Below are 18,799 nucleotides of genomic sequence, written 5' to 3' on the forward strand. Positions count from 1 at the left end.
CGCTCAGGCGGTCAGTCGTTCCGCTTCGCTGCCTCGGCGTACGGGCCGAGGCAGCGGGGCCTGCCGGATTTGATCTGCCAGAGGGTCAGCCCGTCGAGAGGGGACTTCGAGACGTCGCCCGACATGGCCTCGTAGGACCGTCCCACACCGCGGTACACCCGGTCGTCCCTCATGAACACGGTCGCCATCGCCGCGCCCGGGCGCTCCGGGTTCCTCCGGATGGCGGTGCGCAGCGCCTGCGCCGACCAGAACAGGGCGTCGTACGACTCCACGGCGAACCGGTCGACCGGGTCCGTGGCCGCGAGCCGCCAGCGTTTGCGGTACGCGGCGGCGAACTCCTTCGCGGCCGGTACCGTGTCGGGATCGGTGTAGGCCGTCCCGAAGTACCAGCCCTCGGCGGCCGGGCCCGCCACGGCGAGGAACTCCGGCCCGAGCGCGAACTCCACGCTTCCGCACGGGCCCCGGTACCCCTGCTGCCGCAGCGCCTTGGCGCACAGGGCGGCCCGGCGCGGCGAGTTCCCCACGTACATCACGCCCGTCGGCGAGGTGGCGAGCGCCGCCCGGACCGCCGGGCCGAAGTCCTCGCTGTCCGCCGCGACCTGGTGCCGGGTGACCGTGCCGCCGTAGGGCGGCGACGCCTGCACGCTCTGGGCGGCGAGCCAGCCGTAGTCGCCGCCCGCCCGGTCCTCGACGACCGCGGTGCGCCCCCGGTGGTGCTCGGAGAGGTAGCGGCCGAAGGGCCCGATCATCGTCAGGGAGTTGGGCCGCGCCTCGAAGTACGTGCGCAGATCCGGCGTCTGGCCCCGGATCGTCGTCTCGGAGGGGACCGCCGCCATCACGCTCAGCACCGGCACCTTCCCGTCGACGAGCGCGTCCGTCGCGGCCACGGCCGTGCCGGCGGTCGTCGGGCCGAGCACGGCGACCAGGGCCGGATCCTTGAGCAGTTCGCGGGCGCCGGCGGCGGCCCGCTTCGGGTCCCCGCCGTCGTCCGTCACCTTGAGCACCAGGTCGAAGGGCCGGTCCGCGCCGGCGTTGAAGGTCTCCGCGGCGAGGCGAAGGCCGCGCTCCTGGGCGCGCCCGTCCGCCTTGCCGGGGCCGCTGAGATCGGTGAGCACGCCGAGCGTGTACGCCGTTCGCGGCGCCGCCGTGCCTCCGCCGGCGCCGCCGCCCGTTCCGGCCGGGTCGCGGCCCAGCAGCCAGGCGGTGAGGCCGCCCGCGCCTGCGACGGCCCCGGCGCCGCCGAGGACCAGGAAGCGGCGTCGCGAAGTCCCCTGCGGCTCCCCGGGGTTGAGCATGGTCGGGTCGGCGACCGGCAGGTCGAGGACCCGCGACGAGCGCTGGGCGATCAGCGCGGGCAGCCCGGGCGGCAGCCAGTCGCCGGCCGCCGCTCCCTCGTACGGGCCGAGCGCGTCCCGCACCTCGGCGGCGCTCGGCCGGTCGGCGGCGTCCTTGGCGAGGCAGGCCGCGACGAGCGGGAGCAGAGCGTCCGGCACGCCGTCGAGGTCGGGCTCCTCGTGGACGGTGCGGTAGACCACGGCGGCCACCGCACCCGTACCGAAGGGGCGCTGCCCGGTCAGCGCGTACGCGAGCACGCAGCCGAGGGAGAAGACGTCGGCGGCCGGGCCGACCTCGCCGGCGCCCGCGATCCGGGCCTGTTCGGGGGCGAGGAAGCCGGGCGTGCCGATCATCGCGTCGGTGGCGGTGAGCGCGGTGGCGCCGCTGACCCGGGCGATGCCGAAGTCGATGAGCCGGGGCCCGTCGAGGGCGAGCAGGACGTTGCCGGGCTTGACGTCGCGGTGGACGAGCCCGGCCGCGTGCATGCCGTCGAGGGCGGCGGCGAGCCGGGCGCCCAGCGCGCGGACGGTGTCCTCGGGCAGTGCGCCGTGCAGGGCGACGGCCTCGGCGAGCGAGGGCCCGGGCACGTACTCGGTGGCGAGCCACGGCTCCCGGGCCTCCGGGTCGGAGCCGAGGACCCGGACCACCCACCGGCCGGTGATGGTCTCGGCCGTGGTCGCTTCGCGGCGGAAGCGGGCCCGGAAGCCGGGGTCGGCGGCGTGTTCGGCGCGGATCAGCTTGAGCGCGGCGAGCGCGCCGCCGGCGGACCGGGCGAGGTAGACCACGCCCATGCCGCCGGCGCCGAGCCGCCCGAGCAGCCGGTAGCCGGCGATGACTGAGGGGTCGGCCTTCTTGAGCGGCTGCACCGTCAGCTCTTCTTCTTGTTCTGGGGCTGGCCGGGGGCGGCGCCGATGAACTTGTAGGCCCCCTGCTGCACGCTGTAGATGAAGGTGCCGACGCCCTTGAGTTCGCCGTGCTGGTCGAACTGGTAACCGCCCATGGCCCCGGTGTACGTCTGCTTGCGCAGGGCATCCCACAGGCCCTTGCGGGTGAGCGGGCCCTTGGCGGCGCTCTTGGCGAGCCAGGACGTGACCAGGTTGACCACGTCGAAGGACTCGCCGGTGTAGAAGTCCGGGGTGGTGTTGTACCGCTTGCGGTAGGCGTCGAGGAACTCCTGGGTGAGTTTCCGGTCGGCGGGCTTCTGTTTGGTGTCGGCGGCCCGCTGGACGGGGTCGATGACGGGCGCGCAGACGAACCAGCCCTCGGCGGCGCTCCCGGCCTCCTTCAGGAACTGCGAGCCGAAGACGTGCTGGCCGGTGAACCGGGGCCCGGTGAAGCCGAGTTCGTTCAGGGCGCGGGCCGCGAGCACGGCTGTGGAGCGCACACCGCAGTGGACGTACGTGTCGATGCCGGCGTCGATCATCTCGCCGATGATCCGGCGGTAGTCGGTGGCCCGGCCCGGGATCACCCGGTAGTGCGGCTTGAGACCGGCCTGTGTGAAGCCGAAGCGGGCGCCGCTGACGTACTGCCAGCTGTACTGGTCGTCGGTGCGTTCCTGGAGGATTCCGGGGTGGCGGACCTGCGGCAGCAGCGTGGTGGACAGGGCGAGGTAGGCGCCCGCCATGAAGTGGCTCGGGATGGCGCGCAGCACGGTCGCGTTCTGGGGGCCGGTCTCGCCGCGCAGGGTGAAGAGGTTGTACCCCGCCGAGGTGGTGAGGAGCGGCACGCCGGCCTCCTCGAAGGCGGGGAGCGCGGCGATGCCGGTGTCATCGGAGGTGGGGCCGAGGACGGCGATCACGGAGGGGTCGGAGGTGAGCCGGCGGGCGGCGGCGAAGGCACCGGCGCTGTCGCCGCGGTCGTCGGAGACCTTGAGTTCGAGGGTGAAGGGCTTGCCCTTGTGCACGGCGTTGAACCGCTCGACGGCGAGCCGGGCACCGCGTTCCTGGGCCCGGCCGATCTCCTGGGCGGGCCCGGAGAGGTCGGCGAGGACACCGATGGACCAGGTGTCGCGGGCCTTGGGCGTGGGGTGCTTCCCGTCGGCGCCGGTGTCGTCGTTCCGGTCGATCAGGGCGAAGGCGCCGCCGCCGGCCGCGAGCACCGCCGCACCGGCACCGGCGTAGAGCAGGAGCCGGCGTCGGGAGGGGCCGGCCGGGGCGGCCTCGGGCGCGGTGCCGGGCGCGGTCGGGTCGATGTCGGGGAGCGCCAGCATGGCCGCCGAGCGGGCGGCGATGGTGGCGACGACGGGTGCGGGCAGCCAGTCGGCCGGGGCGCCGGGAGTGTCCTCGGTGAGCCGGCCGGCGATCTCCTCGGCGGTGGGGCGCGCGGCCGGTTCCTTCGCGAGGCACTGCCGTACGAGGTCGAGCAGCGGCTCCGGTACGCCGGCGAGGTCGGGCTCGTCGTGCACCGTCCGGTAGAGCAGCGCGTCCAGGGCGCCGGTGCCGAACGGCGGGCGGCCGGTGGCCGCGAAGGCGAGCAGGCAGCCGAGGGCGAAGACGTCGGCGGCGGGGCCGATTTCGGCGGCGCGGGCCTCGGCCTGCTCGGGCGCGAGGAAACCGGGCGTGCCGACGACCATGTCGGCCGAGGTGAGCCCGGTCTCGCCGGTCACGCGGGCGATGCCGAAGTCGATGAGCCGGGGGCCGTCGGCGGCGAGCAGGATGTTGCCGGGCTTCACGTCCCGGTGGACGAGCCCGGCCGCGTGTACGGCGGCGAGCGCCCGGGCGACGGCGCCGCCGAGGATCCGTACGCTCCGCTCGGGCAGCGGCCCGTGCTCGCGGACCGCCTCGCCGAGGGACGGTCCCGGCACGAAGGCGGTGGCCATCCACGGCTCGGGGGCGTCGGGATCGGCGCCGGTCACGGGCACGGCCCAGGGGCTGACGACCCGGCGGGCGGCCTCGACCTCGCGGCGGAAGCGGGCCCGGAAGTCGGCCTGGTCGGCCTGGTCGGCGTGGGTGACCTTGACGGCGGCGAGCGCGCCGGTGTCGGTGCGGCCGAGGTAGACGACGCCCATGCCGCCGGCGCCGAGGCGGCCGAGGAGCCGGTAGCCGGCGATCGTGGAGGGGTCGGACGGCAGGAGCGGCTGGAGCGCGCCGGGGTTCACGGTCACGACTGGGCTCCCATCTGCGCCTTGAGACGCGCCTCCATGGTGACCTGGGCCTGGGTCAGGAGGGTGGTGACGTCCTCGGTGTGGCCGGGGGCGCCCTTGACGTTGGTGGCGAGGGTGACCTGGCCGATGCGGGTCTCGTACCAGCCGTACGGCTGCGGCCCCTTGAAGGCGTCGTTCAGGTAGGAGCCGCTCTCGACGAGGGAGTCGGCGGCATGGGCGTTGCCGCCCTTGCCGTACGGCAGGCCGAGGGACCCGAGGTTGGTGATGCGTTCGCCCTCGCGCAGCTGCTGGTCGGGGCAGCGCAGCGCCTCCTCCAGGGTCTCGGCCATCTCCCAGTCGGCGTCGGTCTCGGTGCGGTGCACGGTGACGGTCGCGGCGACGCGCAGCGGCCCCTTGCCGCCGGCGGCCGGGATCTCGCTGTATGCGGTGACGCTGGCCAGGACGGAGCCGGGCAGGCGCTCGACCTCCCACTCGCAGCTCGCGTCGAGGACCGGCCAGGAGCCGGGGTCGCTGAGGTACGGGCTGCGCTTGACGTAGTCGGGCCCCCAGGACTCGGGCCCCGCCACGATCGCCAGCGCGAGGCGCCGGGCCTCGGCGGCGTTCTTCGGCACGCGCTTCGGGTCCGGGGTGAAGTCGAGCGCGGTGGGCGTGGCGCTCGGGGCCGGGGCGGCGGTTCCGGTCGCGCCCGGTGTTCCTCGCGAGGGCTTCCCGTCGCCTCCGCCGCCGCCCGACGAGCAGCCCGCCACGAGCAGCGCGCCCGCCGCCACGACGGCACCGGCGCGCAGCACTCTTCCGTACGCGTACACCATGTTTCCCCCACGGTCTCTCGCGCGAACCCCCAGCCGGTGAAGGAGATCGTACGGCCCCGCGGATCAACTGGGCGGCGCTACAACGTCATTGGCGACGTCATTGGGACGTCTCGCGCATCGCGTCGTAACGCACGCGCGCCTCCTCCACCGCGTCGATGCTGCCCGCGGTCCACCGGGCGAGCTCCCAGACCCGGCCGGCGGCCTCCGCGCCGAGGCCGGTGAGGCTGTAGTCGACGCGGGGCGGGATGACGGGCTTGGCGTCGCGGTGGACGAAGCCGTCGCGCTCCAGCGTCTGCAGGGTCTGGGTGAGCATCTTCTCGCTGACACCGCCGATCGCGCGGCGCAGCTCGCTGAAGCGGTACGAGCGCTCCCGCAGCGCGATCAGGATCAGGACGGCCCAGCGGCTGGTGACGTGCTCCAGGACGCGGCGCTCCGGGCACATGGCGTCGACCACGACCGGCATGATCGGCGGCACCTTCTCACTTACTCCCATACCAGTACCTTACTTCAAAGTGGGTACTTACGAATAGTTAGTGCTCGCCCTACGGTGGAGGGAGACCCGCTCGACCGACCCCTCGCACCCCTGGGAGAACCTCATGAGCATCGTCGTCACCGGCGCCACCGGACAGCTCGGCCGCCTCGTCATCGCCGAGCTGCTGACCCGCGTCCCCGCCGAGTCCGTCGTCGCGGTCGTCCGCGACAAGGCCAAGGCCGCCGACCTGGCCGAGCGCGGGGTCGAGCTGCGCGTCGCCGACTACGACAAGCCCGAGACCCTGGCCGGCGTCTTCGCGGCCGGCGACCGGGTACTGCTGATCTCGGGCCACGAGATCGGGCGGCGGGTGGCGCAGCACACCGCCGTCGTGAGCGCCGCGAAGGCCGCCGGGGTCGCCCAGCTCGCGTACACCGGCATCCTGGGCGGCCCCGGGGCCGGTCTCGTCCTCGCCGAGGAGCACAAGGGCACCGAGCAGGCGATCCTCGACTCGGGCCTGCCGTACACCTTCCTCCGCAACGGCTGGTACACCGAGAACTACACCGCCAACCTCGCACCCGTCCTCGCCCACGGCGCCGTGGTCGCCAACGCCGGCGAAGGCCGGGTCGCCTCGGCCGCGCGCGCCGACTACGCGGCCGCGGCCGCCGCCGTGCTGACCGGCCCGCTCGACGAGCACCTGGGCCGGGCGTACGAGCTGAACGGCGACGTCTCGTGGTCGTTCGCCGAGTACGCGGCCGAGGTCGCCCGGCAGTCCGGCCAGGAGATCACGTACTCGGACGTGCCCGCCGCCGCGCACCTGGAGATCCTCGTCGGCGCCGGGGTGCCGCAGCCCTTCGCCGAGATCCTGGTCGACATCGACGAGGCCGTGGCGCGCGGCGAGCTGGCGGCGCGCGGCGACGACCTGACCCGGCTGATCGGCCGCCCGACCACCCCGATCGCCGAGACGATCAAGGACGCGCTCGCGGCCTCGTGAGCCGACCCCTCACCCGCCTCCTTGATCCGTAAGGACCGTATGGCGATACGGACATGACAGCCTGCCCCGCGCGGCGCTACCTTCGACGGGACAGCGCGGCGCAGGGCGGGAGGTCCGGTGGAGACGAAGAGCGGGACGAAGGACAGAGAGACACGAGCAGGACTGCTCTACGGGATCGGCGCCTACGGCATGTGGGGACTGGTCCCGCTCTTCTGGCCGCTGGTCAAGCCGGCCGGAGCCGTCGAGATCCTGGCCCACCGGATGGTCTGGTCGCTCGCCGTCGTCGGCCTCGCGCTGCTCGCGCTGCGCCGCTGGGACTGGATACGGGAGCTGGCGCGCAGCCCGCGCAAGCTCGCCCTGATCACCGTGGCCGCGGCCGTGATCAGCGTGAACTGGGGCCTCTACATCTGGGCCGTCAACAACGGCCGGGTCGTCGAGTCGTCCCTCGGCTACTTCATCAACCCGCTCGTCACCATCGCCCTCGGCGTCCTCGTCCTCAAGGAGCGGCTGCGCCCGGCGCAGTGGGTGGCGGTCGGCATCGGCTTCGCGGCGGTCGTCGTGCTGGCGGTCGGCGCCGGCCGGCCGCCGTGGATCTCGCTCACCCTGGCCTTCTCCTTCGCGACGTACGGCCTGGTGAAGAAGCAGGTGAACATCGGCGGCCTGGAATCGCTCGCCGCCGAGACCGCCGTGCAGTTCCTGCCCGCGCTCGGCTATCTGCTGTGGCTCGGCAGCCACGGCGAGATGGCCTTCGGCGCGCACGGCACGGGCCACGCGCTGCTGCTCGCCTCGACCGGTCTGGTGACGGCGATCCCGCTGGTCTGCTTCGGGGCGGCGGCGATCCGCGTGCCGCTGTCGACGCTCGGCCTGCTGCAGTACCTGGCGCCGGTCTTCCAGTTCCTGCTCGGCGTCCTCTACTTCCATGAGGCGATGCCGGCGGAGCGCTGGGCGGGCTTCTCGCTGGTGTGGCTCGCGCTGACGGTGCTCAGCTGGGACGCGCTGCGGACGGCGCGCCGGAGCCGGGCGCAGGTGGAGGTGGCGAAGGCGGAGGCGGCAGCGGTGGTGGCAGCGGCTTCCACCGAAGCCGGAGCCGAACCCGGAGCCGAGCCCGAGGCGGCCCCGCTTTCCGCGCAGTCCTGAAAAGCCCGCGGGCTAGGCCGCCAGCAGGTCGTACTCGCGGATCAGCCAGCACACGGCCGTCAGGCGCAGGGTGGCGAAGTCGTGGCCGACCGGCTCCACCCAGTCGGCCTCGGCCAGCCGGTCCGTGAAGCCGAGCACGTAGTCCGCGAGCTCCTCGCGGCGCACGGTGCCGGCCTGCGGCACGCCCTGCGGGCCGCGCTGGGCGGGTACGAGGGCGTCGCGCACGGCCGCCGCGTGCTGGTCGACGGCGGCCACGAGGCCCGGCTCGAAGGCGAACTCCGAGAGCCGGGGCATGTACGTGGCGGCGACGCCGACCAGCGGGCAGCCGGGCGAATCGTTCATCCCTCCACATTAGGTGCGGGTCGCCGCGCCGAGAGCGTGACTTCCGTCGCAGATCACCGGCTCGCCGGGCGGGCAGCCGGTCTATAAAGAGCTGCATGACCGCACTCCACTGGAAGCTCGTCATCGACACGGCCGACCCGCACGCCCAGGCCGCCTTCTGGGCCGCCGCCCTCGACTACCACCTCGAGGACCACGGCCCCCTCGTCACCCGCCTGCTCGCCGCCGGCGCCGTCCCCGCCGAGGCCACCCTCACCGTCGACGGCCACCCCGCCTGGCGCGACCTCGCCGCGGTCCGCCACCCCGACGACCCCTTCGACCCGGCCACCGACACCGGCCTGGGCCACCGCATCCTCTTCCAGCGCGTCCCGGAACCGAAGACCGGCAAGAACCGCCTCCACCTCGACCTGCACCCAGCTCCGGGCACCCGGGAGAAGGAGGTCGCCCGCCTGGAGGGCCTGGGCGCGACCGTACTGCGCGAGGTGGCGGAGCCGGGCGGGACCTGGACGGTGATGCGGGACCCGGAGGGCAACGAGTTCTGCGTGCACTGACCCGGCTCCCGGGCTCCCGGGCCACCGCGTCACGCCGCGTCCAGCCACTCCTCGTACCAGGACCGGAAGTCCGCGTGCCGCGGCACGAAGCCGCCCCAGTCCGGGTCGAGGTGCCAGACCTCGCCCGCCCGCGGGCCGTTGACGACGAGGCGGTCGAACGTTCCGCAGCCCAGCTCCGCGAGCGTCAGCGTGCCCGGGGTCAGCGACTCGGGCCGGACCCGGAGAGGCCCGGGCAGCGGCTCGGTGAGTGCGAAGGGCGTGGCGAGGCGGCCGGGCCGCCGGTCCTCGCGCCACTCGGCGTCGACGGCCCACTGGTCGTCGGCCTCGGCTTCGTCGGCCTCCGGCCGGGGCTCGGTCAGCGGCATCAGCCCGTGGCCGGGCCCCGCCGGGCCGTCGCCGGCCTCGGCGACGAACGCCCGGTAGGCCGGCGGCAGCGCGATGCCGTGCGCGGCCTCGAAGCGGCGGATCGCCGCCTCGGGCAGCGGCGGCCGGAGCGCGTACCGGTGCGTGTCCGCGCCGAACCGCGCACACTCGGGGTCGCGGTCCGCGAGCAGCCGTACCCGCGCCCGCACGTCGCCCCACACCGTCACGGCCGGGCCACGGCCCGCACGCCCGCGATCCGCCCCAGCTCGTCGAACTCGACCTCCGCCGCCGTCCCGTCCGGCAGCTCCGCGACGATCCGGCCGTCCGCCGCCTCCTCCCACGGCGCGCCGTGGTGGTCGAAGTAGCCGGCCACGACCTCGCGCGGCGCGTGGCCGATGAGACCGGCGCCGGTGAGGAGGTGGCGCGGCAGGGTGATCGCGTCCAGGGCGGGGCGCGGGACCTGGGGGTCGTCGGGGAGGAAGTAGACCTGGGTGCCGGGACCGGCGGGGGCGCCGATGTAGCCGGGGGCGTCGGCGACGCCCATGCCGACGAAGGCGAGCATCTCGGCGGCGCGGCGCGGGTCGGCGAAGCCGGACAGGTCGAGTTCCGGCTCGCTGAGCTCGGCGATGCCGTACACCCGCCCGTACCGCGCGATCGCGCTGGTCAGGGCGACCACCTCGGCGCCCTGGAGCCCCGGGTTCGCCCAGCCCCACAGCCACGACCGCGCGTCCATGTCGTACGAGCCGAGCACGGCGACCCGCAGCTCCACCTCGCCCTGCGGCCCGCCCTGCCGGTAGCGGCACGCCTCCAGGTCGGCCGACCACGGCCCGTCGGGCAGGAAGGACGTCAGGGCCTCCAGCTGGGCGGCGCCCCAGGCGGCGTGCCGTTCGGCCTCCAGGAAGAAAGCGTCACTGAATCGGGTGAACTCGTTCGCCATACGGCGACCCTAGCGCCGCACCTCGAACTGGAAGCAGCCGTATTCCACGGCCCGTACGTGCACGAGCGCGACCGCCGGATCCGCGAACGCCTCCGCGAACGCCCGGTCGAACCCCTCCGTGGCCGCCTCCGGGATCTCCAGGAGCCGCCCGCCGACGATCCGGCCGCCGGAGTCGTACCGCCGCAGGGTGCGCAGGGCGCCGGGCCGGTCGAAGGGGTACGAGGCGGAGCCCGCCGCCGGGCCCTCGCAGGGCTCCGCGTGGATGAAGACGGGCCCCTGCTCGTCGTACGCACCGGGCTCGGCCCCCGTCTCGCCCGCCCAGCGCCGCAGCGGCGCGTACGAGACGAGCGCGATCCGCTCGCCCGGCGCGACGGGCCGGAGGCAGCAGCGCAGGGGGCTGCCGACGCCGTCGTCCTCGGTGGCGGCGGTGTACGGGACGCAGGGCCGGCCGGCGTCGTCGGTGCGGCGCAGTTCGGCGAGGGCGGCGGGCGGGACGGGGAGCGGGGTGTACGCGGTAGTCATGGCTCCAGGGTCACGAAGCGGCGGCGCTGCCGCTGGCGGCTTTCGGACGACGCGCTGCCGGCTGGAGGACACGCGCGGCGCACCACCGTCAGCCCGACCCGGACGACGCGCTGCCGGCTAGGGGTTTCGGGCGGCGCGCCACCCCTCCGCCCCATCCCGCCGACGCGCTATCCCGCGCCCCCGCCCGCCACCACCACCCCCGACTCGTAGGCCAGCACGACCAGTTGCGCCCGGTCCCGCACCCCCAGCTTCGCCATCGCCCGGTTCACGTGCGTCTTCGCGGTCAGCGGGCTGATCACCATCCGGCCGGCGATCTCGTCGTTCGAAAGGCCGCGCGCGACCAGGACCACCGCTTCCCGCTCCCGCCCGGTCAGCTCCTCAAGACCCTGGCCGACGGCACCCCCCGGAGGCGGCTGGGTGACGTACCGGTCGATCAGTCTGCGCGTGATCGACGGCGCGAGCAGCGCGTCGCCGCGCGCCGCGACGCGGACCGCGTGCAGGAAGTCCTCGGGCATCACGTCCTTGACCAGGAAGCCCGCGGCCCCGGCCCGCAGCGCGTCGAGGACGTACTCGTCCATGCCGTAGTTCGTCAGGATGACGACGTGGACGGCCGCGAGGGCCGGGTCGGCGGCGATCCGCCGGGTCGCCTCGATGCCGTCCACGAAGGGCATGCGGATGTCGACGAGCGCCACGTCCGGCACGTGCGCCCGCGCCAGGGCCAGCCCCTGCGCGCCGTCCGCCGCTTCCGCGACCACCTCGATGTCGTCCTCCAGGTCGAGGAGCGCGCGGAAGCCGCTGCGGATGAGGGGCTGGTCGTCGACGAGCAGGACCCGGATCACGACGCGCGCCCCACGGGCAGTTCGGCCTGTACGGTGAAGCCGCCGCCGGCGCGCGGTTCGGCGCGCAGCCGCCCGCCGAGGGCCGTCACGCGCTCGCGCATCCCGAGCAGCCCGAGGCCGGGCGCCACGGCCTTCCCGCCCCTGCCGTCGTCATCGACCCGGACGGCGACCGCGTCCGCCCGCCAGTCGATCCGCACGGACGCCGTCGTCGCGGCCTCCGCGTGCCGGGCCACGTTCGTCAGCGACTCCTGCACGATCCGGTACACGGTCCGGTCCACCGCCGCCGGCACGTCCTCGGGACGCCCCCGCACCGTCAGACTGGCCTCAAGTCCGAACGCCCGCGCCTTCTCGACCAGTTCGGGTACGTCGTCGAGCCCGCGCGGCGGCGCGGTGTCGTCGTCCCGCAGCGCCTCCAGCGTGGCCCTCAGCTCCCGGTTCGCCTCGCGCCCCGCCTCCTGGATGGCGAGCAGCGCGGGCGGCACCTCCTCGCCGCGCCGCCGGGCCACGTGCACGGCCACCTCCGCCTGCACCTTGATCACCGAGATCTGGTGGGTGAGCGAGTCGTGCAACTCCCGTGCGATCCGCAGCCGTTCCTCGTCGGCCCGGCGCCTGGCCGTCTCCTCCCGCGTCCGCTCGGCCTCGTCCGCCCGCCGCTCCGCCTGCCGCAACGCCTCCCCCGCCGCCCCGGCCGCGATCAGCCACGCGATCTCCAGGGCCCCGCGCGCCTGCGCGAACGCCGCGCCGGCGTCGTGCAGCCCGGACGCGACGGCGGCGAGCGGGAGTACGGCGAGCATGGCGACGCTCGCGGCGACGGTGAGCGTGCGGTGCCCGGCCCGTACGGCCGCGTACACCGCGAAGAGGTACGCCACGGCCGGTACGTCGAACCCGGCAGCCTGATAGCCGACCGCACACGCCCCCGTGACGGCCAGTACGGCGCGGGGCGCGCGCGTACGGGCGGCGAGCGCGAGCCCGCCGGCGGCGAGGAGCCCGTACCCGGCCGCGTATCCGACCCCGTACCCGGCCACGTGCCCGACCGCGTGCCCGGGCTTCCCGGCCGCGAACCCGGTGGCCACGAGCACCGCCGCCACGCCGACGGCGACGGCCCCGTCCCCGTACCGCGCCCAGACCCCTGCCTTCATGCGCCGCACCCTAACCGCCCGCACACGGCCGGGTCCCTACCGCACCCGCGGTACTTCCGGGCGGCACTACCGCAGCCGCAGCAGCCGGAAGTGTCTGCGGCCGCCGGACGCGCGGGGCGGGGCCGGCCGGACATGATCCGGACATCTCCAGGTCCGCCGTACGAGGAAGAGGAACCCATGTCCGCCATGACCGAACTCGCCGTCTCCGTCTACTCCTTCGGCCCCGGCCGCATCGGCGCCTCCACGGGCGCGCTGATCGCGCTGGCGGGCGTGGGGCTCGCCTGGCGCGGCCGCCGTCCGGCGCTCGCCGTCGCGGCGGGCCTGATCGGCATCGTCCTCGGCGCCGTGGTCGCCGCCACGGCCGACGGCGGCCTGGGCACGGGCAACGGCCTGGGCGGCGCGTACGTGGCGCTGATCGTCGGCGTCGTGGCGACGGCGCTCGGCGGCCGGGCGCTGGCCCGCCGAAAGGGCTAGCACCGCTCGGGCGGCGGTGGTCACGGCGGTCACGGCGGCCACGTGGTCACGGCGGTCACGTGGTCACGGCGGTCACGTGGTCACACCGTCACGCCGTCCCGGCGGAAACATCGGTCACTGCGGTCGGCGGTCACGGCGGTCACTGCGGTCGGCGGTCACTGCGGTCGGCGGTCACGGCGGAAACGGCTGACACGCGAACGCCGCGATCACCGCAGCGGCTCGGCCTCGTCGTGGATGGTCAATGCCCCTGCGAGGTCGAGGTCCGCGACGGTGCCGTGCGCGCCGGCGCGCACGAGCAGCACCGCGCCGAGCGCGGTGCTCCAGAACGTCCTGGCCTCCACGCCGAGCGGTCGACGGACGCTCCAGCCACGCCCGTCGATGAGCTGGCCCACATAGCGCTCGGACTGCCGGAAGAGCAGCTGCAGGTGCCGGTCGACCACGGGGGCGAGGTCGGGCTTGGAGATCGCGGCGGCGAGCGCTCGCGCGACCGAGGGCAACGAGGGCATGGCCAGTACGGCGCGGGCGACGTTGCGCCGGAACGTCGCCGCGTCGGGAGCCTGGCGGCCGATGCGCTCGATCCGTCGGGCGTCGTGCAGCAGGCCGAGGAACGCGGCGTGCACGAGCAGCGAGTCCTTGGAGCCGAAGTAGTAGGTGACCTGATTGGGGAAGGCGCCTGCCGCGTTCGCGATCTCCGCGACGCTCACCTCGGTGCCGGGCCGCTCCTCGCAGAGCCGTGCGGTCGCCTCGATCAGCCGGCGCCTCGTCGCGCGGCCACGGTCGCGTCGAGCCTCGGTTCGCTTCTTCTCCACGTCGGAATTGTATGTGATACAACAAGACCCGTTCGCTTGTATCGCATACAAGAAAGGTCGAAGGGCATGCACCGGACCGAAGTCGTCGTGACCGGACTCGGCGCGATCACGCCGCTCGGCGGAGACGTGGAGTCCACCTGGAAGGCCCTGCTCGCGGGCGAGTCCGGCATCCGCGCCGGCGCCCTGCCGGACCACGAGGACACCGTCGCCGGGACCCTGGCGACCGACCCGGCCGCCGCGCTGCCGCCGGCGCGGGCCAGGCGGCTCGACCGCTCGCAGCAGGCGGCCCTCGTCGCGGCGGCCGAAGCCTGGGCCGACGCCGGCGCCCCGGCCGTCGACCCGGACCGGCTCACGTCGGCGATCGGCACGGGCATCGGCGGCGTACGCACACTGCTGGAGCAGGACGACGTCCTGGAGACGTCCGGGACGCGGCGCGTCTCGCCGCGCACGGTGCCGATGCTCATGCCCAATGCGGCGGCGGCGCTGATCAGCATCGAATACGGCGCCCGGGCCGGGGTCTACACGCCCGTCTCGGCATGTTCCTCCGGCGCCGAGGCGATCGCCCTGGGCGCCAGGCTCATCCGCGCCGGCGAGGCGGACGTGGTCATCGCGGGCGGCACCGAGGCCGCGATCACCCCGATCACCGTCGCCGGCTTCGCCCAGGCGCAAGCGCTGTCACGACACACCGCCGAACCCGCATCGGCGTCCCGGCCGTTCGCCGCGGACCGCAGCGGATTCGTGCTCGGCGAAGGCGCCGCCGTCGTGGTGCTCGAAAGCGCCGAGCACGCCGCCGCCCGAGGCGGGCGCGTCCACGCGGTGCTCGCGGGCGCCGGCATCGCCGCCGACGCCCACCACATCACGGCGCCCGCCCCCGACGGCTCCGGCCAGATCACGGCCATGCGGAAGGCCCTCACACAGGCCGGCCTGACTCCCGGGCAGATCAGCCACATCAACGCCCACGCCACCGGAACCCCGGTCGGCGACGCCGCCGAGGCACGAGCCATCGGTGAGGTGTTCGGCCCCGGTGCCACCGTGACGGCCCCCAAGGCGGCACTCGGCCATCTCTTCGGCGCCGCCGGCGCGATCGAAGCGCTCGTCGCCGTCCTCAGCGTGAAGCACGGCGTCATCCCGCCGACCCGCAACCTCACCACGGCCGGCGTCGACCCCGACATCGACCTCGACGTCGTCGCGGAGCGCCGGGACACCCCCCAGGAAGCCGTGCTCAGCAACTCGTTCGGCTTCGGCGGCCAGAACGTCTCACTCATCGTCACGGGCGCCGGGCACGACGTGCGCGAACAGGCCGTTTCTTCCGGATCACCGCGCTGACCCGGCACGTTCGGCCACGGCTCGAAAGTGATCACTGGATCGGGTGGCAAACGTGCCGTTCGGCGGTACGCCGGGAGGTCCCACCCCATGCTGAGGGCGCCCGGCAACACGAGATCCCGAAAGGATTCGACGCCCCATGACCACGGACGTCATCACCGCCAAGCTCGAGCGCGAGTTCGACAGCAAGGACGCCGACCAGGACGGCTACCTCGACTGGTCGGACTACCAGAAGCTCGTCGACCGCTACATCGAGGCGTACAAGATCGACAAGAACGACCGCCGGGCCCGGGGGCTCCAGGCCGCCTACCAGATGTACTGGCTGGAGCTGCTGCGGCACTCGGGCGCGAACAGCGACCGGCTCACGAAGGACCAGTTCGTCATGGCCAACCGCTTCGCGGTCGTCGACACCAGCCGGATCAACGTGGCCGACGGCCTGGGCCACGCGACGTTCGACGTGATCGACCTCGACGGCGACAACATGATCGGCAAGAACGAGTTCGACCGCCTCATGAGGGACGTGTGGAAGACCGACGCGCCGGAGGCAATGGACGTGTTCGTCCAGCTGGACACGGACGGGGACGGCGAGATCTCGCGCCAGGAGTACCTCCGCGCCATCCGCGAGTACTACTTCTCGTCCGAGCCGGGCGCGCTGGGCAGCCTGCTCATGCGGAGCCTCTGACCTCGAACGGCGGCCTTGGCCCGGCTTGGGACTCAAGCCGGGCCTTCGGCATGTGCGGCTGCACGACGACGCGACGGCGAAAAATCTGATCATTTAGCTCGATCGGGGGCGATAGGCCCGATTCGTCGAAGTGGCGGCCCGAGGACCTGGATGATCTTGGACGAGGTGACTCCGCCCGGCTGCGCTTTCCAGCCCCGGGCGTCTTCCGCCGATCCCTGGAGGATCCATGCGACACCCTGTCTTCCGCCTGCGCACACGAGCCCTGGTCGTCGGGCTCACGCTGGCCGCGGCCGCACTCGTGCCCTCCGGCTCCGCCGGCGCGGCCGACCAGTACGAGTGGGCCGCGCTGGGCGACTCGTACACCGCCGGCGGCTTCGTCGGCGATCCGTCGCCCCCGCTGGGCGACGCGTCACGGGACGGCTGCGACCGCACGACCGACGCCTACCCCGGCCTCGTCGAGCGGGAGCTCGACGAGTTCCCGCCGGGCAAGCCCGTCAACCTGACCAACGCCAGCTGCGGCAACGCCACCATCGCCCACATCGCCAAGGACAAGCAGACGCCGATCAGCCCCGTACAGCCTCCGGAGGGCGGCTGGCCCGCGGTGGACACGCAGATCACGCGGGCCAAGCTGGGTGACGGGACCGACGTCGTCACCATCGGCGTCGGCGGCAACAGCCTGCCCTTCGGCGGCATGCTCCTGAAGTGTCTCGAAGACGGCAGGACCGGCAAGTCCTGCCGCGAGCACTACACCAACCCGCCGGAGGGCGAGGAGAGCATCCAGGACAAGCTCGCCCGGGTCCAGCACGAGTACGTCGAGATGCTGGCCCAGGTGCACCAGGCCGCGCCCAACGCCAAGGTGATCACCGTCGGCTACCCGGCCGTCCTGCCGGACGACGCCGGCGACTGCAACCGCCTCTCCCTCACCGAGCTCGGCCCGATCACCCACGCCGACGTCGACTGGCTCCGTGACGACGTGCTCAAGCAGCTGAACAACACGATCCAGCGGGTCACGAACTTCTTCGGCGACCACTACGTCGACGTCTACTCCTCCAGCGTGGGCCACGACGTCTGCCAGCCCGCGGACACCAAGTGGGTCGAGGGCATCTGCGGCAACGCCCCGGACTACTGGCCCGCCTCCCTCCCCGGCACGGAGCTGAACTGCGGCCTGATCGGCAAGCGCGTCACCCTGGTCCACCCCAACGCCGAGGGCCACTTCAACGCGGCGAACCACGTGGAGCGCGCGATCCGCATCGCCCTGCTCGAAAGCTGACCGCCGACTGACCCGAACGACACAGGAGGCCCGGCTTGAGCGTCAAGCCGGGCCTTCGCGTGTACGGCGGTTACTCGCCGGAGGCGTACGCGACGAACCCGGCCCAGGCGCCGGGGCCGAAGGCGAGGCGGGCGCCGTCGGCGTCCTTGGAGTCACGGACGTGAACGGTGCCGGGGGTGTTGGCGACCTCGACGCAGTCGTTGCCGTTGGCGCCGTCGCTGTAGCTGCTCTTGAACCAGTCGGGTTCGGGATTGCCGATCATGTCTCTCCCAGCAGTTGTTCGATGAAGTCCCGTGACTCCGCCGGAGTGAGGGCCTTGGAGCGGATGATGCCATAGCGCAGCTCCAAGATCCGGAGTCGTTTGAGGTCAGAGACCGGGCGACCGCCGAAGTCCCGGTCCATCCGCCCCACCGCCGTACCGTCCTCGAACTTCAGGAGCGCGATGCGACCACCCGCCCCGGGGTGGTCGGCGCGCTCGGTCGGCATCACCTGGATATCGACGTTGGGCAACTCGCCCACCTCCAGCAGATGCTCAAGCTGACGACGCAGCACCATTCTTCCCCCGACGGGCCGTCGCAGCGACACCTCCTCCTGGATGAAGCTGAACTCGGGCGGCGGGCTCTTCTCCAGCACCGAGCGGCGTGCCACTCGCGCCGCCAAGTAGCGCTCCAGCTCCTCCTGCTCGTACGCCGGGCGCCAGGTCTGCAGGACCGCCCGCGAGAACTCGTCGGTTTCCAGTAGACCGTGGATGTCGAAGTTGGTGTACATGCAGAACTCGACCGCCCGAGCCTCCATCTTCGCCAGGCTGCGCAGTCTCTTCGGGTAGCGCACCTCCTCCAGATCCTTCTTCATTCCCGAGACGACCCCGCCGGCTCCCACCGCCCCGTCCACCCTGTCCAGGTACTCAGGGCGCGGGATGCGGTCCCCGCGCTCGATTTTGCGGATCATGTCCTCGCCGTAGCCGACCAGCGATCCGAACTCGGGCGCGCTCAGCCCTTTGGCCTCCCGCCACAGCTTCAGCTGGCGGCCCACCGCCGCCACGACCGCCGCACCCGATTCGTCGCCCGGCTCCACCTCCCAGCCCGCGTCTTCCGCCCCCGCGCCGTCCACCTCTTCGTTCACGCTCATTGCGCGCCCACCTCCTTCGGCCGAGCCCTACCCGACGCGCCGCGCGAGACAGTCAGGACAGCACCGGACAGTCGCGGGACAGTAACCGTACGTAAGGGCCTGTTCGATGGGCAGCGTAAGCAGACACCGCCACGCTGAGTGACATGAATCAGGAACCCACTCAACTCTTGGCGTCTGCACGCCAATTCGGAATCCAGCTCTCCGCCACGCGACGCGGCGCGCGGCTCGCTCGCCTGCTCGCCATGGAGCAGCTGCGTTCCTGGGATCTGGCGTACGCGGCGGAGCCGGCGGCCCAGATCGTCGGCGAGCTCGCCGCGAACGCCGTGACGCACGGCCATGTCGCGGGCCGGGACTTCCACCTCGCGCTGCTCGCCGCAGAGACCACGCTCCGGATCGAGGTCACGGACACACGGGGTGACCGGTTGCCGCGACGCGGGGGCGGCCGGGGGCTGCTGGTCGTCGAGGGGTTCGCGCGGAGTTGGGGCGTGCGGAGCGGGCCCGTGCCTCGGAAGACGGTGTGGGCGGAGCTGGCCCTGTCGTGGGCCTCCGCGTCGCGGACGTCCGCGACGCGGAGGC

General features: G+C 73.5%; 21 protein-coding genes. 8 read left to right on the forward strand and 13 right to left on the reverse strand.

The window, feature by feature from the left end:
* Positions 1-11 precede the first annotated feature (11 nt).
* The 4 genes from ACWEJX_RS02980 to ACWEJX_RS02995 form a co-directional block, all read right to left on the reverse strand.
* The gene (locus ACWEJX_RS02980; protein ID WP_451605758.1) at positions 12-2,201 is read right to left on the reverse strand and encodes a bifunctional serine/threonine-protein kinase/ABC transporter substrate-binding protein; all 2,190 of its coding nucleotides are present in this window, start codon (positions 2,199-2,201) and stop codon (positions 12-14) included.
* 2 nt (positions 2,202-2,203) lie between these two features.
* Positions 2,204-4,438, reverse strand: a complete 2,235-nt coding sequence (locus tag ACWEJX_RS02985) for a protein kinase domain-containing protein (protein WP_451605759.1) — start codon at positions 4,436-4,438, stop codon at positions 2,204-2,206.
* On the reverse strand, positions 4,435-5,247 hold the full coding sequence (locus ACWEJX_RS02990) for a hypothetical protein (protein ID WP_451605760.1): 813 nt from the start codon (positions 5,245-5,247) through the stop codon (positions 4,435-4,437). Before ACWEJX_RS02990 ends, ACWEJX_RS02985 begins: the two co-directional genes overlap by 4 nt.
* A gap of 97 nt (positions 5,248-5,344) precedes the next feature.
* Positions 5,345-5,740, reverse strand: a complete 396-nt coding sequence (locus ACWEJX_RS02995; RefSeq protein WP_451605761.1) for a winged helix-turn-helix transcriptional regulator — start codon at positions 5,738-5,740, stop codon at positions 5,345-5,347.
* Positions 5,741-5,843: 103 nt separating this feature from the next.
* Between ACWEJX_RS02995 and ACWEJX_RS03000 the strand changes: the two genes are divergently transcribed.
* Positions 5,844-6,710 carry an SDR family oxidoreductase gene (locus tag ACWEJX_RS03000; protein WP_451605762.1) on the forward strand — a complete coding sequence of 289 codons (867 nt, stop codon included), beginning with the start codon at positions 5,844-5,846 and terminating at the stop codon, positions 6,708-6,710.
* Between the two features lie 189 nt (positions 6,711-6,899).
* Entirely contained in the window at positions 6,900-7,847 is a 948-nt protein-coding gene (gene rarD / locus ACWEJX_RS03005; RefSeq protein ID WP_451605792.1) for an EamA family transporter RarD, read from the forward strand.
* A gap of 12 nt (positions 7,848-7,859) precedes the next feature.
* On the opposite strand, the gene ACWEJX_RS03010 is transcribed toward rarD, so the two are convergent.
* Entirely contained in the window at positions 7,860-8,189 is a 330-nt protein-coding gene (locus tag ACWEJX_RS03010; RefSeq protein WP_451605763.1) for a DUF6401 family natural product biosynthesis protein, read from the reverse strand.
* Between the two features lie 95 nt (positions 8,190-8,284).
* On the opposite strand from ACWEJX_RS03010, the gene ACWEJX_RS03015 reads away from it, so the two are divergent.
* Positions 8,285-8,737, forward strand: a complete 453-nt coding sequence (locus tag ACWEJX_RS03015; protein ID WP_451605764.1) for a VOC family protein — start codon at positions 8,285-8,287, stop codon at positions 8,735-8,737.
* A gap of 29 nt (positions 8,738-8,766) precedes the next feature.
* Here ACWEJX_RS03015 and ACWEJX_RS03020 read toward each other — a convergent pair whose 3' ends face one another.
* From ACWEJX_RS03020 to ACWEJX_RS03040, 5 genes are all read right to left on the reverse strand, one after another.
* A complete protein-coding gene (locus tag ACWEJX_RS03020) occupies positions 8,767-9,327 on the reverse strand; it encodes an SMI1/KNR4 family protein (protein WP_451605765.1) in 561 nt (186 codons plus the stop codon).
* Positions 9,324-10,037 carry a DUF6882 domain-containing protein gene (locus ACWEJX_RS03025; protein WP_451605766.1) on the reverse strand — a complete coding sequence of 238 codons (714 nt, stop codon included), beginning with the start codon at positions 10,035-10,037 and terminating at the stop codon, positions 9,324-9,326. Before ACWEJX_RS03025 ends, ACWEJX_RS03020 begins: the two co-directional genes overlap by 4 nt.
* Positions 10,038-10,046: 9 nt before the next feature.
* Positions 10,047-10,559 carry a DUF1203 domain-containing protein gene (locus ACWEJX_RS03030; protein ID WP_451605767.1) on the reverse strand — a complete coding sequence of 171 codons (513 nt, stop codon included), beginning with the start codon at positions 10,557-10,559 and terminating at the stop codon, positions 10,047-10,049.
* Positions 10,560-10,726: 167 nt separating this feature from the next.
* A complete protein-coding gene (locus ACWEJX_RS03035; RefSeq protein ID WP_451605768.1) occupies positions 10,727-11,398 on the reverse strand; it encodes a response regulator in 672 nt (223 codons plus the stop codon).
* Positions 11,395-12,537 (reverse strand): sensor histidine kinase, encoded by a 1,143-nt coding sequence (locus ACWEJX_RS03040; RefSeq protein WP_451605769.1) that lies wholly within the window; start codon positions 12,535-12,537, stop codon positions 11,395-11,397. The genes ACWEJX_RS03035 and ACWEJX_RS03040 overlap by 4 nt, the downstream gene beginning before the upstream one ends.
* Positions 12,538-12,714: 177 nt before the next feature.
* On the opposite strand from ACWEJX_RS03040, the gene ACWEJX_RS03045 reads away from it, so the two are divergent.
* Complete coding sequence (locus tag ACWEJX_RS03045; protein WP_451605770.1) at positions 12,715-13,011, forward strand: DUF6223 family protein; 297 nt, start codon at positions 12,715-12,717, stop codon at positions 13,009-13,011.
* Between the two features lie 206 nt (positions 13,012-13,217).
* On the opposite strand, the gene ACWEJX_RS03050 is transcribed toward ACWEJX_RS03045, so the two are convergent.
* Complete coding sequence (locus tag ACWEJX_RS03050; protein ID WP_451605771.1) at positions 13,218-13,820, reverse strand: TetR/AcrR family transcriptional regulator C-terminal domain-containing protein; 603 nt, start codon at positions 13,818-13,820, stop codon at positions 13,218-13,220.
* Positions 13,821-13,886: 66 nt separating this feature from the next.
* Here ACWEJX_RS03050 and ACWEJX_RS03055 point away from each other — a divergent pair, with 66 nt between their 5' ends.
* The 3 genes from ACWEJX_RS03055 to ACWEJX_RS03065 all read left to right on the forward strand — a co-directional run bounded on the left by ACWEJX_RS03055 (position 13,887) and on the right by ACWEJX_RS03065 (position 17,095).
* Positions 13,887-15,146 carry a beta-ketoacyl-[acyl-carrier-protein] synthase family protein gene (locus tag ACWEJX_RS03055; RefSeq protein WP_451605772.1) on the forward strand — a complete coding sequence of 420 codons (1,260 nt, stop codon included), beginning with the start codon at positions 13,887-13,889 and terminating at the stop codon, positions 15,144-15,146.
* 136 nt (positions 15,147-15,282) lie between these two features.
* Positions 15,283-15,825: an EF-hand domain-containing protein gene (locus tag ACWEJX_RS03060; RefSeq protein ID WP_451605773.1), complete on the forward strand. Its 543-nt coding sequence runs from the start codon at positions 15,283-15,285 to the stop codon at positions 15,823-15,825.
* A gap of 226 nt (positions 15,826-16,051) precedes the next feature.
* Positions 16,052-17,095: an SGNH/GDSL hydrolase family protein gene (locus ACWEJX_RS03065; protein WP_451605774.1), complete on the forward strand. Its 1,044-nt coding sequence runs from the start codon at positions 16,052-16,054 to the stop codon at positions 17,093-17,095.
* A gap of 70 nt (positions 17,096-17,165) precedes the next feature.
* Here the strand turns inward: ACWEJX_RS03065 and ACWEJX_RS03070 are convergent, their stop codons facing one another.
* Positions 17,166-17,357: a DUF397 domain-containing protein gene (locus tag ACWEJX_RS03070; RefSeq protein WP_451605775.1), complete on the reverse strand. Its 192-nt coding sequence runs from the start codon at positions 17,355-17,357 to the stop codon at positions 17,166-17,168.
* Positions 17,354-18,223: a helix-turn-helix domain-containing protein gene (locus tag ACWEJX_RS03075; RefSeq protein WP_451605776.1), complete on the reverse strand. Its 870-nt coding sequence runs from the start codon at positions 18,221-18,223 to the stop codon at positions 17,354-17,356. Before ACWEJX_RS03075 ends, ACWEJX_RS03070 begins: the two co-directional genes overlap by 4 nt.
* A 242-nt stretch (positions 18,224-18,465) precedes the next feature.
* Between ACWEJX_RS03075 and ACWEJX_RS03080 the strand changes: the two genes are divergently transcribed.
* Positions 18,466-18,799, forward strand: a 334-nt coding sequence (locus tag ACWEJX_RS03080) for an ATP-binding protein (RefSeq protein WP_451605777.1), incomplete at its 3' end; no start/stop codon positions are given.

The sequence above is a fragment of the Streptomyces sp. NPDC004788 genome (assembly GCF_053601115.1).